We start from the raw sequence: 13,812 nt of genomic DNA on the forward strand, positions 1-13,812 counted from the left end.
GGGAAACCAACCCTGTCAGACGGGAGCCTTCGACGTCACATCAGGCTCCAATACCGCGCCAGCGGTTTCGTTCAATCACAACTGATTCATCGGACTCAAGAACCTTCCGGACGGGCTCTAAGACGGGCTAGAAGGGCAGGATTACGTCCAGGATCTGCTGGCCGTAGCGGGGTTGGGTCAGGTCGGAATTGATGCCGCGGCCGCCCAGCGAGATGCGGGCCTCGGCGATCTTGTCGTAGGTCACCGAGTTGGACGAGGAAATGTCTTCCGGCCGGATAATGCCCTGGATCGACAACTCGCGCAGTTCGTAGTTCACCCGGATTTCCTGCTTGCCCGAAATGACCAGGTTGCCGTTGGGCAGGACCTGGGTGATCACCGCCGCCAGGTTGGCGGTCATGGTCTCGGTCCGTGCCGTGGTGCCGGAATTGGTGTTGCTGCTGACCCCGGTGGCGCCGACCAAGGTCGATGGCACCACCGAGTCCGGCAGGATCTTCTTCAGGCTGTTCTCGAAGCCCAGCATGCTGGTGATGCCATCGGTCTCCGCCGCGTTGCGCGACCGGGTCAGAGTGGCGTTGAGAGAAGCGCTTTCGTCGATGGACACCGCGACGGTCAGGATATCGCCGATTTCCTTGGCGCGTTGGTCCTTGAAGAACGCCCGCGAGCCCGGCCGCCACAGCGAGTTGGCGTTCTGGGGCGGCGGCGAGGCCTGCGGCATCGGCAGGCTGACCGACTGATAGCCGTGCTTCTGGGTCGGGTTCTCGATCTTCGACAATTGCGGCCCCGAGCCGATCTCGGACATGCGCGACAAGGCGTTGCAGGCCGACAGGGTGCCGACGGCGACCAGGATGGTGGCGGCGCGAAGGGCGGTGGAGAGGGTGCGCGAGGTCATGGCTGGCTCCTCGGGTGACTGATCAATGGGACAGCTGGCGGGTGCCGCCGGGGGTGACGGCGACCATGCCGGGGCCATCGACGACGGCTTCGATGGTCCGCTTGGTCTGCAGGTTGGTGATGCGGATGACATCGCCCTTGCCGCCGTCTTCCACTGCCCGCCCTTGCGAGGTCAGCGTCATGAACGGGGTCTTGAGCGAAATGGTCACCAGGGAATTCTTGGTCACCAGGATCGGGCGCTGCAGGTCGGCCAGGCGGACCGGCTGGCCGGCGCGGACCTGGAAGCGGGGCTCCTGGCCGATCAAATCGCGGGGATCGGTGGCGACCGAGCGATGGGCGATTTCCTCGCGGACCTCGGCCCACTGGACGTCCTTTTCGGTGATGACGTCGCCGCGGGTCATGGCGTGGGTCAGGACCGGAATGCGGGTGACGGTGAAGATGCGGCCGCTGACGCGCTGGCGGATGGCGGTCGGCGATCCGGCCGGGACCTCGACGGTGGCGGCGAAGCGGCTGTTACGGGCGTCCCACACCAGGTCGCGGATGCCGACCTCGGTCGATTGGCCGGCCGGCACCATTACCGCCAGGGCCTGGCGATTGGCCACTTCCAGGCTGAAATTGCCACTCACGCCTTCCATGGCCAGGGCTTCGCGCAGTTCGGTCTCGATCAGGCGCGGATCGATCATCTGGCCCGAGCGTTCGATGACGATGCGGTCGAAATTGGAAGCGGGCTGCCAATCGACGGCATAGGACTGGGCGACGGCGACCAGCCAGCGGGCGTCGGCGACGATGCGTTTGCCGGGCTGCGGCGCGGGCGCCAGCAGGGTGTCGCCCTTGGTGCCCAGATTTTCCCACAGGTCGCCCAGCTTGACCATGTCGCCTTCGATCATGGCCGACTGCTTCAGGGTCACCGGCAGGCGCTCGGCCAGAGCCGGGGCGGCGGCGGCCAGGGCGATGGTCAGGATGGCGAGGAAGCGCTTCATGATGGCCTCATCACTTCATCTGATTGATGGTCGACATCATCTCGTCCGAGGTCGAGATGACCTTCGAGTTCATTTCATAGGCGCGCTGGGCGCTGATCAGGTTGGTCACCTCGGCCACCACGTTGACGTTCGAGGTTTCCAGGAAGCCCTGCAGCAGCGTGCCGAAGCCGGTGGAACCGGCATTGCCTTCGGTGGCGGCACCCGACGCCGGGGTCTCCATGAACAGATTGTCGCCGCGGGCTTCCAGACCGGCTTCGTTCGGGAAGATCGCCATCTTGAAGGTGCCGGCTTCCTGGCTTTCGATGGAGCCGTCCTTCTTGAACAGGACCTGGCCCGAGGCGTTGACCGAGACGCCGACGGCATCCTTGGGCACGGAGATGCCGGGCATCACCTGATAGCCTTCGTGGGTGACGATCTCGCCCTTGTCCGAGAGCTGGAACGAGCCGTCGCGGGTGTAGGCGGTCTCGCCCGAGGGCAGCTTGACCTGAAAGTAGCCCTTGCCCTGGATGGCCAGATCCAGCGGGTTGTCGGTGTTCTGGACCGACCCTTGCTCGGTGATGCGGTAGACGGCGGTGGTCTTGACGCCCAGGCCCAGCTGCACGCCGGTCGGCACGATGGTGCCGGCATCCGACGAGGCGGCGCCGACGCGGCGCAGGTTCTGGTACAGAAGATCGCTGAACTCGGGCCGCCGCCGGGTGTAGGCGGTGGTGTTCATGTTCGCGATGTTGTTCGAGATGACCTCGACGTTGGTCTGTTGGGCCAGCATGCCCGTGGCGGCGATATTCAGCGAACGCATGGCTTAGGTTCCTTCCTCGGGCTTACATACGGGAAACGAAGGTTTCGATGGCCTTCATCTGCCGCTCGTGTTCCTTCTCGATCATGTTCTGGACCGCCTGGTACTGGCGCAGCACCTCGGTCATCCGGGTGATTTCCACCACCGGCTGGACGTTGGATTCCTCCATCATCCCCTGGACAATGTTGGGGCGCTCGACGGTGGTCGGGGTCTGGCCGGTCTCGAACAGCGAGTCGCCGGCCTTGCGCAGTTCCTGCTCGTTCTCGAAGCGGACCACCTTCAAGGTGGCGACGATTCCGTTCTCGGTCGAGACGGTGCCGTCCGGCGCAATCGAGATCCTGGTTTCGTTGGGTGCGAAGATGATCGGGCGGTCGCCCTTGTCCATCGCCGCGAAGCCCTGGCTGTTGACCAGCATGCCGGCCTCGTCCAGACGGAAATGGCCGTTGCGGCTATAGCGCATGCCGGCCTCGGTCTCGATCTGGAAGTAGCCGTCGCCGTGAATGGCGATGTCCAGCGGGTTGTCGGTCTTGGTCAGCGGGCCTTCGCGGGTGTCGCGCAGCGTTCCGCTGTCTTGCACATAGGCCAGCTTGGTGCCGGTAGTGCGGTCGCTGGACTTGGTATCGACCAGGAACTCGCGGAACATCATCTGCTCGGCCTTGAAGCCGGGCGTGTTGGCGTTCGCCATGTTGTTGGCGATGACATCCAACTGGCGCCACAGAGCGTTCTGGCGGGACAGGGCGATGTAAGATGTGTTTTCCATCGATCGGTGCCTAGCGTGACAAATTCGACGCCAACAACCATGCATGTGCCGTGCCAACATTTTCTTGCCGGAAGAAATAGCGGAATTCAGCCGTTTCTTGAAATGGGGCGGTCGGTTCGGGCAGGGTCTGCCGGGCAGGATTTGCCGCCCGGTCGCGCCGCGCCTTCCGGCTCAACGTTCTGTTAACCGCGGCCCTGTACCCTTGGACATTGAGCAGGTGTGGCCGCGCCCTGATGTCTCGCGCGCGCCAGCCCCAATTTTTGCGCGCGGGGGATCATGGCTGAAGATCTGGAAGAAGATTTCGACGAAGGCGAAGGCTCTGACGATTCTTCCGATTCGCCGAAACGCAAGCTTCCCATTAAGAAGATTCTGATCATCGTCCTGCCGATCCTGTTGCTGGTCGGCATCGGCGCGGGTCTTTATTTCACCGGCATCATCGACAAGCTTCTGGGCAAGGGCGAGCCGGCGGCCGAGAAGTCCGAGGCGCCGAAGGATGCCCCCAAGGTGGTCGGTCCGGCGGTGTTCATGGATCTGCCCGAGATGCTGGTCAATTTGCAGACCCAGGGGCGCAAGCAGGCTTTCTTGAAGATCAAGGTGGCGATCGAGCTTGAATCGGTTCTGGATCAGCCCAAGGTCGAGGCGGTGCAGGTGCGCCTGATCGACACCTTCCAGGTCTATCTGCGCGAGCTGCGGCCCGAGGATCTGCAAGGTGCCGCCGGCATGCATCTGCTGCGCGAGGAATTGCTGACCCGCATTCAGGCGGTGGTCAAGCCGGTCAAGGTCAATGACGTGTTGTTCAAAGAAATGCTGGTCCAATAGGCTCAATCGACATGGCGATGGACGAGGAAGGCGGGGCAGGTCGGTCCGGTGAGGACGAAGAGGCCCTGATGAAGGAATGGGCCGCCATGGCCGGCAACGATGCCGGTGATGGTGGCGGTGGTGACGACGGCGGCGATGCCATGGCCGCCGAATGGGAAGCCATGCTGGGCGGCGGTGACGACGATGCCGGCGGCGGTGGCGGCGGCGACGCCCCCAAGGACACCACCCGCGTCCTTAACCAGGACGAAATCGACTCGCTGTTGGGCTTCGACGACGACCAAGGTCACGGCGACGACAAGTCGGGTATCCAGGCGATCCTGAATTCGGCGCTGGTGTCCTATGAACGCCTGCCGATGCTCGAGGTGGTGTTCGACCGCCTGGTGCGCATGATGTCGACCTCGATGCGTAACTTCACCTCGGACAACGTCGAAGTGTCGCTGGACAACATCCTGTCCCTGCGTTTCGGCGACTACCTGAACTCGATCCCGCTGCCGGCCATGCTGGCGGTGTTCAAGGCCGAGGAATGGGACAATTACGGCCTGCTGACCGTCGATTCGTCGCTGATCTATTCCATCGTCGACGTGCTGCTGGGTGGCCGTCGCGGTACGGCGGCGATGCGTATCGAAGGCCGTCCCTACACCACCATCGAACGCAATCTGGTCGAGCGCATGGTCCATGTCGTGCTGTCCGACCTGTCGGCGGCCTTCGACCCCTTGAGCCCGGTCACCTTCCGCTTCGACCGTTTGGAAACCAACCCGCGCTTCGCCACCATCTCGCGCCCCAGCAACGCCGCCATCGTCGCCAAGCTGCGTATCGACATGGAAGATCGCGGCGGCCGCCTGGAATTGCTGCTGCCCTATGCCACCCTGGAACCCGTCCGCGAGCTGCTGCTGCAGATGTTCATGGGTGAAAAGTTCGGTCGCGACTCGATCTGGGAAACCCACTTGGCGGAAGAATTGTGGCTGACCGAGGTCGAGCTGGAAGCCGTGCTGGACGAGCAGGTGATGAACCTGCGCGAGGTGCTGGCCTGGAAGCCCGGCTCGAAGATCATGCTGAACGCCACGCCCAATTCCCCCATCGAGCTGCGCTGCGGCGACTTCGCGATGTTCAAGGGGCGCATGGGGCGCAAGGGACCGCACATCGCCATCCGCGTCGATGACAAAACCAGCAAGTTCAAAGGGTAGACCGGCATGGACTGGAAAATCGTCCTCGACCTTCTCGTCTCGGTTCTGCTGATCGCCACCATCGGCTATGCGGTGATGCTGAACCAGCGTCTGACCCAGTTGCGCAAGAACCGCGACGACATGGCCAAGATCATCGTGTCGTTCAACGAAGCGACGGTCAGGGCCGAATCCTCGATTCCCAAGCTCAAGAAGGCGGCCGAGGATTCGGGGGCGGCACTGCAGGAACGGGTCGAAAAGGCCCAGTCCCTGCGCGACGACCTGGCCTTCATGATCGAGCGGGCCGACACCATGGCCAACCGGCTGGAAAACGCCGTCAAGACGGCCAGGACCGACGTCCGCCCGCAGGTGACGGCGCAGGTGCGCCCGGGCGGCGGCATGGCGCCCCCGCCGATGGCGGCGCCGGCTCCGCAAGGGGCGCGGGCGGCCACCGTGGCGGCGGCGGCCAGCGCCGAGATGGAATTTGACGACCGCTCGGAAGCGGAACGCGAGCTGTTGCGCGCGCTGCAATCCATGAGGTAATTGAGCCATGGCCAGCAAACCTAAGCCGAAGAAGACGCAACGCACCCCCTTCGTCCGCCTGTTGCCGGTGTTGATCGCCGTGGCGGCGCTGATGCTGTCGGTGCGCGTCAACGACATCCGCAAGGGTTTCCTGGACGTCGCCTCGGTGCGCGTCGCAGGCGAGCTGCAGGCCCAGCAACCGGAGCCGCCGAAGCCGGCCGCCCCGGCCCCCGAGCCGCAGCCGGCGGCCCAGGCTCCGGCCCAGGCCCCGGCCCCCGCGGCACCGGCCCGGCCGGCCTCGCTGGGCGAGACCGCCAGCCTGAGCCAGACCGAGATGGACGTGCTGCAGAAGCTGCAGGAGCGGCGCGGCACCCTGGATGTGCGCGAGAAGGATATCGAACGGCGCGAGGCGTTGCAGAAGGCCGCCGAGAACCAGATCGAACGCAAAATTTCCGAAATGAAAACGCTGCAGAACACCATCGAAAGCCTTCTGCGGCAATATAACGATCAGGAAGACCAAAAAATGCGGTCCCTGGTCAAAATCTACGAGAACATGAAGCCGAAGGAAGCCGCAAAGATTTTCGAGCAGCTGGATATGGCCGTGATGCTGGAAGTCGTCGAGCGGATGAAGGAAGCCAAAGTGGCTCCAATCCTGGCTGAAATGGATCCTGGCAAGGCCCGGACCCTCACATTGGAATTGGCGCAGCGTCGGCAGATGCCGCTGCCAAGACCGATGCAGGGCGGCTGATTTACCAAATGCTAGGGAAATCCGAGAAAAATGCCTTGCACAGGGTATGCCCCCTATCTTAACTAGGAAAACTCGCGGTGGGGGGATCGTTTTTTCAGAGTGGACCGCGAGTGTTTCGGAGGAGCGTAACGGATGGCTGTCGACAAGAATATGAACGTGCTCATCGTCGATGACTACAAGACGATGCTGCGAATCATCCGCAACCTGTTGAAGCAGTTGGGTTTCAACAACGTCGATGAAGCCACCGACGGCTCGATGGCGCTGCAGATGTTGCGCGTCGGTAATTACGGTCTGATCATCTCGGACTGGAACATGGAGCCGATGACCGGCCTGCAGTTGCTGCGCGAAGTGCGCGCCGATCCCAAGCTGAAGGCCATTCCCTTCATCATGGTGACCGCCGAGTCGAAGTCGGAGAACGTCATCGCCGCCAAGGAAGCCGGCGTTTCCAACTACATCGTCAAGCCCTTCAACGCCGAAACGTTGAAGACCAAGATGGTCAGCGTGATCGGCGACTTCGCGTAAACGTCCTTTACGGGGGGGGCCGTATCATGGTTGGGAAAGGCGTGGATCGGGACTTGGCCTTGCGGCTTGAAGCCATCCGCCAGCAGCACGGCGACACCGTCCGCGTCGAAGAAATCGGCGCGGTGGTCCGCGCCCTTCTGGAAACCATGACCGGTGACATCGACGGCAAGGACCTGAAGCTGTTTCAGGAAGTCGAATCCTTGGCGTCGTACATTCACGCCGCCAAGGCCGAGATCGCCGCCCTTCGCCCCGGCGAGATCAAGGATGAGTTCATCGCCTCGGCGACCGACGAGCTGGATGCCATTGTCGGCGCCACCGAGGCGGCGACCAACGAGATCATGGATGCCGCCGAGCAGTTGGAGACCTTGTCGCCGATGATGGACGAGCAGGTGGCGGCCAGGTTGACCGAGATCACCACCCGCATCTTCGAAGCCTGCACCTTCCAGGACATCACCGGACAGCGCATCACCAAGGTGGTGCGGATGCTGAAAGAAATCGAAGGCCGGGTCGATAGCTTGGTCAAGGCCTTCGGGGGCGAGGTGGCCGATGCCCCCTCGAAAAAGGCCAAGGATCCCAACGTCATCACCGACGAGGATCTGTTGAACGGCCCGCAGCTTCCGGCTGGCGCCGCCGATCAGGCGGAGATCGACAGGCTGCTGGCGAGCTTCGATTGAGTCGAATGGCGGTGCACGGCAACCCACGCCGCCGCACACCGCTGACCGTCTTCGTGTCGGCATCGTGCCGCGCGCTTTTCCTGATTTTCGCCATCCTCTTTTCGGTGCCGGCCTTGGCGCAGACCAGTCCGCGCGGCGCCGAGCATGACGGCTTCGGCCGCATGGTGTTCGATTGGGACCAGCCGGTGCGCTGGACCGCCGACCTGACCAACGGCCAGCTGGTGGTCCGGTTCGAAAAGCCGATCGCCGGCGATCCCAAGGTGCTGTTGAAGTCCTTGGACAAATATCTGAAGGGCGTCAGCCTGTCGGCCGATCGCCGCATGGCCACCTTCACCCTGACCCGGGCGATTCAGCTGAAGACCTTCACCTCGGGCAATTCCGCGGTGATCGATCTGCAAGAGGTCAAGGCCGAAGCTGCGGCGCCCGCGCCCCAACCGGCCAAGCCCGAACCGGCCAAGCCCGAGGCCGCCAAGGCCGAGCCGGTGACCGACCTGATGGTGCGTGGTGGCGAACATACCGGTTTCAACCGTCTGGTGTTCGACTGGCCCAAGCCGGTCGGCTATGCGGTCAACGCCACCGAGGGACAGGCGGTCATCGCCTTTGAACGCCCGGCCAACGTCAATACCAACGCCCTGGAAGCGTCGTTGCCGGCCGACGTCAAGTTCGCCGAGGCCCGCCCGCAGGGCAAGGGCACTGCCATCGTCCTGACCTTGCCGCCGGGTATGCGGGTGCGCCATTTCACCAGCGGCCCCAAGGTGGCGATCGATCTGGTCCGCGCCGTCGGCAGTCCGCCGCCGCCGCGCACCAACGGCGTGGCCCCGCCGCCGCTGGCCCCGGCCCCGGGGGCCGCCGACCAGCCGGCTCCGCCACCGGCCCCCGCGCCAGCCGCGCCGGCCGCCCAACCGGCGGCCGCACCGGCTCCGGGGCCGTCATCGCCACCGGCACCGCCCGCGCCGCCGGTGGCGGTCGAGCCGCCCAAGCCGGCGGGAATGTCGGTCAGCCTGGGCGTCGGCTTCGACCAGCCCACCGGGGCCGCCGTGTTCCGCCGCGCCGGTTGGCTGTGGCTGGTGTTCGACCGCAAGGCGGAAATCGACACCAAGCTGCTGCGCCGCACCGGCGGCGAGGTGGTGCAGTTCGTCGAACAGGTTCCCAACATCAAGAATGGCACCGCCATCCGACTGATCACCCGGCCGGGATACAATCCGTCGATCCGCAAGGAAGGCCAATTGTGGGTGTTCGACCTGTCGGAACAGCCGTTGGCGCCGCGCATGCCCTTGACGGTCGAACGGCAGTTCGATTTCGAGGAACGCGGCCGGCTGCTGATCCCCATCGGCGAGTCCCCCGGTCAGGCGTTGGTAGTCCGCGACCCGGAAGTCGGCGACCTGATCCAGGTGATGGCGGTGACCAATATCGGCGCCGGCATTCCGGTGGAGACCGTGGTTCCCGGCGCCGAATTGCTGGCGACCGCCCAGGGCGTGGCCCTGGTACCCCAGGCCGATGGCGTCCGGCTCGACAGCGCGCGGGCGGCGGTCGAGGTGTCGATGCCGGGCGGCCTTTATCTGTCGCGTGACCTGCCGGCCGCTGGTGGCGGCGGGACGGCCGGTTCACCGGTCGGCACCGGCGAGGCCATGGTCTCGGCCGGCGGCCCGCTGGACCTGCCGCGCTGGATGCGCGGCGGTCACGACAAGTTCGTGCCGGAACATCAAAAGCTGCTGCAGCGCTTCGCCCTGGTCAAGCCCGAGGACAAGAATGCCCAGCGTCTGGAAATCGCGCGGCACTTCCTGGCCAACGGCATGGCGGCGGAAACCCTGGGCGAGTTGAAGATCGTCGCGGCGGCCGATCCGGCGATGCTGGACAATCCCAACTTCCGCGCCCCGCGCGGCGTCGCCCAGTTCCTGATGCGCCGCGACGCCGAAGCGCTGGAGGATCTATCGCATCCGTCCCTGGCCAAGGACCCGCCGTCCCAGATGTGGCTGGCCGCCGTCAGGGCGCGGACCAGCGGCGAGCCGGGCAAGCAGGCCCTGATCCTGCGTCTGGCCCACGAGGACATCAAGGGCCTAAGCCCGCGCCTGCGCATGGCGCTGGGCCAGATCGCCGCCACTGCCGCGGCGCAAGGCGGCGACCCCAAGGCCGCCAACCGTATCCTCGAGGCCATCAACGGCCCCGGCCTGTCGCGCCGTGACGCCGGCGAGATCAGCTATCTGCAAGGTATGGCCGCCGAGGCTGCGAAAAGCTATGACCAGGCCATCTCGCGCTATCGCGAGGCCGAGGAAAGCGAATCGCGCCCCGCGCGTGCCTATGCCGGCCGCGCCCGCATCGAACTGCAATTGCGCCGGGGCATGATCAATGCGTCCGACGCCGCCCGTCAGCTCGAGAAGCTGCGGTTTGCCTGGCGCGAGGGTGATTACGAATATTACCTGCTGAAGCGCCTGACCGAGCTGATCCTGGCCGACAACCGTTGGGCCGACGGTTTGCGTCTGGCCCGTTCGCTGTCCGAGACCTATTCCGACCACCCCGACATCGCCACCATCCAGAAGATGATGTCGGACAGCTTCGATAAGTTGTTTCTGGGCGGCGCCGCCGACGGCATGCCGCCCATCGCCGCCATCGGCCTTTACGACGAGTTCCAGGAGCTGACGCCGTCGGGCACCAAGGGCGACGAGATGATCCGCAAGCTGGCCGACCGGCTGGCCGCCGTCGATCTGCTGGAACGTTCGGCCGAGCTGCTGCGCCATCAGGTCCAGTTCCGCACGCAAGGGGTGGAAAAGGCCCGCATCGGTGCCCGTCTGGCCTTCCTGGACCTGTCCGACCGCCGGCCCGGCCTGGCGCTCGACAGTCTGGAGCAGAGCGAGGTCGAAGGCCAACCGCCCGAGCTTTACAATCAGCGGCGCTATCTGCGGGTTCGCGCCTTGGCCGATCTGGGCCGGGTGGCGGAAGCCCTGGCCCTGATCGTCAACGACCATTCGGAAAAGGCCAACCAGCTGCGGGCCGAGATCTATTGGGACCTCAAGAACTGGCCCGAAGTCGCCAAGGCGCTGGAAACCCTGATCGAGAAGCCCGAAGGCGCCATGGCCATTCCGCCGCAGACCGCCAAGCGGCTGATGGATCTGGCCACCGCCCTGACCTTGGCCCGCGACGAGCGCGGCCTGCAGCGGCTTCGGCGCGATTTCGGCACCAAGATGGCCAAAACCGAATACCGCGAGGCCTTCGATCTGCTGACCAGCGAAGCTGAGCGCGGCATCATCGATTACCGCCGTGTCGGCGATAAAATCAAGCAGGTGGAGAGCTTCCACGGCTTCATGGCCGACTGGAAGAACCGGGTTCAAAGCCAAGGATTGTCTTCGGTGAATTAGCCCCGGATTGCTTTGGGGTTATTTTCCCTTGCATCGGCGGTCGGTTTGGGGGATAACCCGCCCCTTCTGGTCCATCTACTGGTTTGGAGGGGAGCAATGGCTCAGGCTCTTGCCCAACTGGGGATGAACTCGGGCCTGGATCCGAGGAATACCCAAGGCACCACGCAAGTCGCCAACGAAGACCGCCCGGTCTGGCCCGAGGCTGACAATGGCAAGGATTATTACGTCTCGCGCAACGGCGTGAAGTACGCCGGCACCCACCTGCTGATCGATCTGTGGGGGGCGTCGCGCCTGGATGATATCGAATTGGTGGAAGAGGCGCTGCGCCGCTCGGCCATCGAAGGCGGTGCGACCATCTTGCATTGCCATCTGCACCACTTCCAGCCCAACGGCGGCATTTCCGGGGTTCTGGTCCTGGCGGAAAGCCATATCTCGATCCATTCCTGGCCCGAGCGCGGCTATGCGGCGCTGGATATCTTCATGTGCGGCGACTGCGATCCCTACAAGGCCATCCCGATTCTGAAAGAGGCCTTTTCGCCGGCGACCGTGACCTTGGCCGAGAACAAGCGGGGTCTGGTCCCGTGAGCGACTGGTTCCGCGAGAGCCTGTACGACCATTGGAGCCAAAGTTTCCTGATCAGCCGCGAACTGTACCGCTCGCAGGGCGGCATGCAGGACATCGCCCTGTTCGAGACGCCCGGCTTCGGCCGGGTGCTGACTCTGGACGGAATCATCCAGGTCACCACCGGTGACGAATTCATCTATCACGAGATGCTGGCCCATGTGCCGATCTATGCCCATGGCGCGGTGCGCTCGGTGTGCGTGGTCGGCGGCGGCGATGGCGGCATGCTGCGCGAGGTTTTGAAGCATCGCTCGGTCGAACACGCGGTGCTGGTGGAAATCGATGCCGCCGTGGTGGAATTCTGCCGAAGCCACATGCCGACGGTGTCGGCCGGCGCCTTCGACGACCCCCGCTGCGAGATCGTCATCGCCGACGGGCTGAAATTCATGGCCGAGACCGACCGCAAGTTCGATCTGATCGTCATCGATTCGACCGACCCGATCGGTCCCGGCGGCGTGCTGTTCACCGAAGCATTCTACAAGGATTGCGCCCGCCGCCTGACGGCGGAAGGGATCGTCGTCAACCAGAACGGCGTGCCCTTCCTGCAGGGCGAGGAAATCACCGACACCTGGCGCCGCCGTCGTCCGCATTTCGCCGATGTCGGCTTCTATGTCGCCGCCGTGCCGACCTATGTCGGCGGTTTCATGGCCCTGGGCTGGGCCTCGCACTCCACCCGGCCGCGCACCGAGGGTCTGGACCAAATTCACGCCCGCTTTGTTGCCGCGCCGGTCGCGACCCGCTATTACACCCCCGATCTGCATCGGGCGGCCTTTGCGCTGCCGCGCTATATCCAGGAGCTGATTCCGGGGTAAGGTGGCGGGCATGGATCCGTTGCATCTTGCTGCTTGGGTTGGGCGAACCGAGATTGTTACCGATTTGGCGACGATCGCCCCGTTGCATGGCCTGGCCGCCACGCTGGACCGCGAGACACCCCCGTGGCCGGCCGGACAGGTCCCGCCGCTGGGTCACTGGCTTTATTTCCTGCCCCGTGCGCTCCAGCGAGACATCGCCCATGACGGCCACCCGCATAAGGGCGGCTTCCTGCCGCCGGTCGAGCTGCCGCGCCGGATGTGGGCCGGAGGCAGATTCACCTTCCACCATCCCATCCGGGTCGGCGAACCCATCAGCCGCCGCTCGACCATCGAGTCGGTGGTGCCAAAGCAGGGCCGCAGCGGTCAGATGGTGTTCGTGACCGTTCGTCACGAGGTGTCGAGCCCGCAGGGACTGGCTCTGGTGGAGCACCACGACATCGTCTACCGCGAGGCCCCCAGGAAAGGCGAGGAGCCGCCGGCCCCGGCCGCCGCACCGACGGTGGCGCAATGGCAGCGCCGTGTGGTTCCCGACATCGTGTTGCTGTTTCGCTATTCGGCGCTGACCTTCAATGGCCACCGCATCCATTACGATCGCGATTATTGCCGTGAGGTCGAAAACTATCCCGGCCTGGTGGTCCATGGGCCGCTGACCGCGACCTTGCTGGTCGATCTGTTCTTGCGTGAAAATCCCGGCGCGGTCGTCAGCGGCTTTCGCTTCCGCGCGTTGAAGCCGCTGTTCGATGTCCATCCGCTGACCGTCTGCGGGGCGCCGCGCCCGGGCGGCGCTCTGTTGTGGGCGCTTGACCATCAGGGACAGGTGGCGATGAGCGCCGAACTGGAATGCAAGACTGGGCAGGGCGGGGGCGCCCAATAGCGGCGGTCAGGCGCGACCGTTTTCAGCCGGAGCGGAACCCGGTCTAGAATCTTATGTTTGGCCCGTGCCGGGCCGCTCAGGCGCCGCTCGGGCTCGTCGCGTGTTCACGCTTGGCGTGAAACCGCTCTAGGCTGTAGTGACAATTTAGGATTGAACGAAACCGCTGGCGCGGTATTGGAGCCTGATGTGACGGCGAAGGCCTCCGTCTGATACCGGCGAACCTACGAAATGACCTGCTGGACCCAGGGCTGATAGCAGAGGCTTTTGACCCTGTCGCTGTCGGCGA

Annotated in this window: 14 protein-coding genes; 10 read left to right on the plus strand and 4 right to left on the minus strand. The window is 64.5% G+C overall.

The genetic code is table 11. The features are described from left to right. Positions 1–127: 127 nt before the first annotated feature. From flgH to flgF, 4 genes are read right to left on the minus strand one after another with little or no spacing between them, the layout of a single operon-like run. Complete coding sequence (flgH, locus tag A6A05_RS16860; protein ID WP_068503844.1) at positions 128–889, minus strand: flagellar basal body L-ring protein FlgH; 762 nt, start codon at positions 887–889, stop codon at positions 128–130. Positions 890–911: 22 nt separating this feature from the next. After that, a complete protein-coding gene (gene flgA / locus A6A05_RS16865; protein ID WP_156521114.1) occupies positions 912–1,868 on the minus strand; it encodes a flagellar basal body P-ring formation chaperone FlgA in 957 nt (318 codons plus the stop codon). A gap of 10 nt (positions 1,869–1,878) precedes the next feature. Then, on the minus strand, positions 1,879–2,664 hold the full coding sequence (flgG, locus tag A6A05_RS16870) for a flagellar basal-body rod protein FlgG (protein ID WP_068503848.1): 786 nt from the start codon (positions 2,662–2,664) through the stop codon (positions 1,879–1,881). Positions 2,665–2,686: 22 nt separating this feature from the next. Next, positions 2,687–3,421: a flagellar basal-body rod protein FlgF gene (gene flgF, locus A6A05_RS16875; RefSeq protein WP_068503850.1), complete on the minus strand. Its 735-nt coding sequence runs from the start codon at positions 3,419–3,421 to the stop codon at positions 2,687–2,689. A 276-nt stretch (positions 3,422–3,697) separates the two neighbouring features. Here flgF and A6A05_RS16880 point away from each other — a divergent pair, with 276 nt between their 5' ends. The 10 genes from A6A05_RS16880 (at position 3,698) to A6A05_RS16925 (ending at position 13,526) form a co-directional block, all read left to right on the plus strand. Beyond that, positions 3,698–4,240 (plus strand): flagellar basal body-associated FliL family protein, encoded by a 543-nt coding sequence (locus A6A05_RS16880; protein WP_068503852.1) that lies wholly within the window; start codon positions 3,698–3,700, stop codon positions 4,238–4,240. 11 nt (positions 4,241–4,251) lie between these two features. Then, positions 4,252–5,424 (plus strand): flagellar motor switch protein FliM, encoded by a 1,173-nt coding sequence (gene fliM, locus A6A05_RS16885; RefSeq protein ID WP_068503853.1) that lies wholly within the window; start codon positions 4,252–4,254, stop codon positions 5,422–5,424. A 6-nt stretch (positions 5,425–5,430) separates the two neighbouring features. After that, positions 5,431–5,943, plus strand: coding sequence for a DUF6468 domain-containing protein (locus A6A05_RS16890; RefSeq protein WP_068503855.1), 513 nt, complete (start codon positions 5,431–5,433; stop codon positions 5,941–5,943). A 7-nt stretch (positions 5,944–5,950) separates the two neighbouring features. Next, on the plus strand, positions 5,951–6,670 hold the full coding sequence (locus A6A05_RS16895) for a MotE family protein (protein ID WP_068503856.1): 720 nt from the start codon (positions 5,951–5,953) through the stop codon (positions 6,668–6,670). 132 nt (positions 6,671–6,802) lie between these two features. After that, on the plus strand, positions 6,803–7,192 hold the full coding sequence (locus A6A05_RS16900) for a response regulator (RefSeq protein WP_068503858.1): 390 nt from the start codon (positions 6,803–6,805) through the stop codon (positions 7,190–7,192). Positions 7,193–7,218: 26 nt separating this feature from the next. After that, positions 7,219–7,866, plus strand: coding sequence for a protein phosphatase CheZ (locus A6A05_RS16905; RefSeq protein WP_068503860.1), 648 nt, complete (start codon positions 7,219–7,221; stop codon positions 7,864–7,866). A 5-nt stretch (positions 7,867–7,871) separates the two neighbouring features. Beyond that, positions 7,872–11,219, plus strand: a complete 3,348-nt coding sequence (locus A6A05_RS16910) for a hypothetical protein (RefSeq protein ID WP_068503862.1) — start codon at positions 7,872–7,874, stop codon at positions 11,217–11,219. Between the two features lie 96 nt (positions 11,220–11,315). Then, entirely contained in the window at positions 11,316–11,804 is a 489-nt protein-coding gene (speD, locus tag A6A05_RS16915; protein ID WP_068503864.1) for an adenosylmethionine decarboxylase, read from the plus strand. Beyond that, positions 11,801–12,652 carry a polyamine aminopropyltransferase gene (gene speE / locus A6A05_RS16920; RefSeq protein ID WP_068503866.1) on the plus strand — a complete coding sequence of 284 codons (852 nt, stop codon included), beginning with the start codon at positions 11,801–11,803 and terminating at the stop codon, positions 12,650–12,652. The genes speD and speE overlap by 4 nt, the downstream gene beginning before the upstream one ends. A 64-nt stretch (positions 12,653–12,716) precedes the next feature. Continuing rightward, positions 12,717–13,526: an HTD2 family dehydratase gene (locus A6A05_RS16925; protein ID WP_245644339.1), complete on the plus strand. Its 810-nt coding sequence runs from the start codon at positions 12,717–12,719 to the stop codon at positions 13,524–13,526. Positions 13,527–13,812: the final 286 nt, after the last annotated feature.

The organism is Magnetospirillum moscoviense (assembly GCF_001650635.1).
Lineage (GTDB): Bacteria > Pseudomonadota > Alphaproteobacteria > Rhodospirillales > Magnetospirillaceae > Magnetospirillum > Magnetospirillum moscoviense.

What these genes read in the sequence shown, in the direction of transcription:
- speD (WP_068503864.1), top strand. Translation starts at nt 11,316, where the DNA reads ATGGCTCAGGCTCTTGCCCAACTGGGGATGAACTCGGGCCTGGATCCG.
- A6A05_RS16880 (WP_068503852.1), top strand. Translation starts at nt 3,698, where the DNA reads ATGGCTGAAGATCTGGAAGAAGATTTCGACGAAGGCGAAGGCTCTGAC.
- A6A05_RS16890 (WP_068503855.1), top strand. Translation starts at nt 5,431, where the DNA reads ATGGACTGGAAAATCGTCCTCGACCTTCTCGTCTCGGTTCTGCTGATC.
- flgH (WP_068503844.1), bottom strand. Translation starts at nt 889, where the DNA reads ATGACCTCGCGCACCCTCTCCACCGCCCTTCGCGCCGCCACCATCCTG.
- A6A05_RS16900 (WP_068503858.1), top strand. Translation starts at nt 6,803, where the DNA reads ATGGCTGTCGACAAGAATATGAACGTGCTCATCGTCGATGACTACAAG.
- A6A05_RS16910 (WP_068503862.1), top strand. Translation starts at nt 7,872, where the DNA reads ATGGCGGTGCACGGCAACCCACGCCGCCGCACACCGCTGACCGTCTTC.
- flgA (WP_156521114.1), bottom strand. Translation starts at nt 1,868, where the DNA reads ATGAAGCGCTTCCTCGCCATCCTGACCATCGCCCTGGCCGCCGCCGCC.
- flgF (WP_068503850.1), bottom strand. Translation starts at nt 3,421, where the DNA reads ATGGAAAACACATCTTACATCGCCCTGTCCCGCCAGAACGCTCTGTGG.
- flgG (WP_068503848.1), bottom strand. Translation starts at nt 2,664, where the DNA reads ATGCGTTCGCTGAATATCGCCGCCACGGGCATGCTGGCCCAACAGACC.
- A6A05_RS16905 (WP_068503860.1), top strand. Translation starts at nt 7,219, where the DNA reads ATGGTTGGGAAAGGCGTGGATCGGGACTTGGCCTTGCGGCTTGAAGCC.
- A6A05_RS16895 (WP_068503856.1), top strand. Translation starts at nt 5,951, where the DNA reads ATGGCCAGCAAACCTAAGCCGAAGAAGACGCAACGCACCCCCTTCGTC.
- fliM (WP_068503853.1), top strand. Translation starts at nt 4,252, where the DNA reads ATGGCGATGGACGAGGAAGGCGGGGCAGGTCGGTCCGGTGAGGACGAA.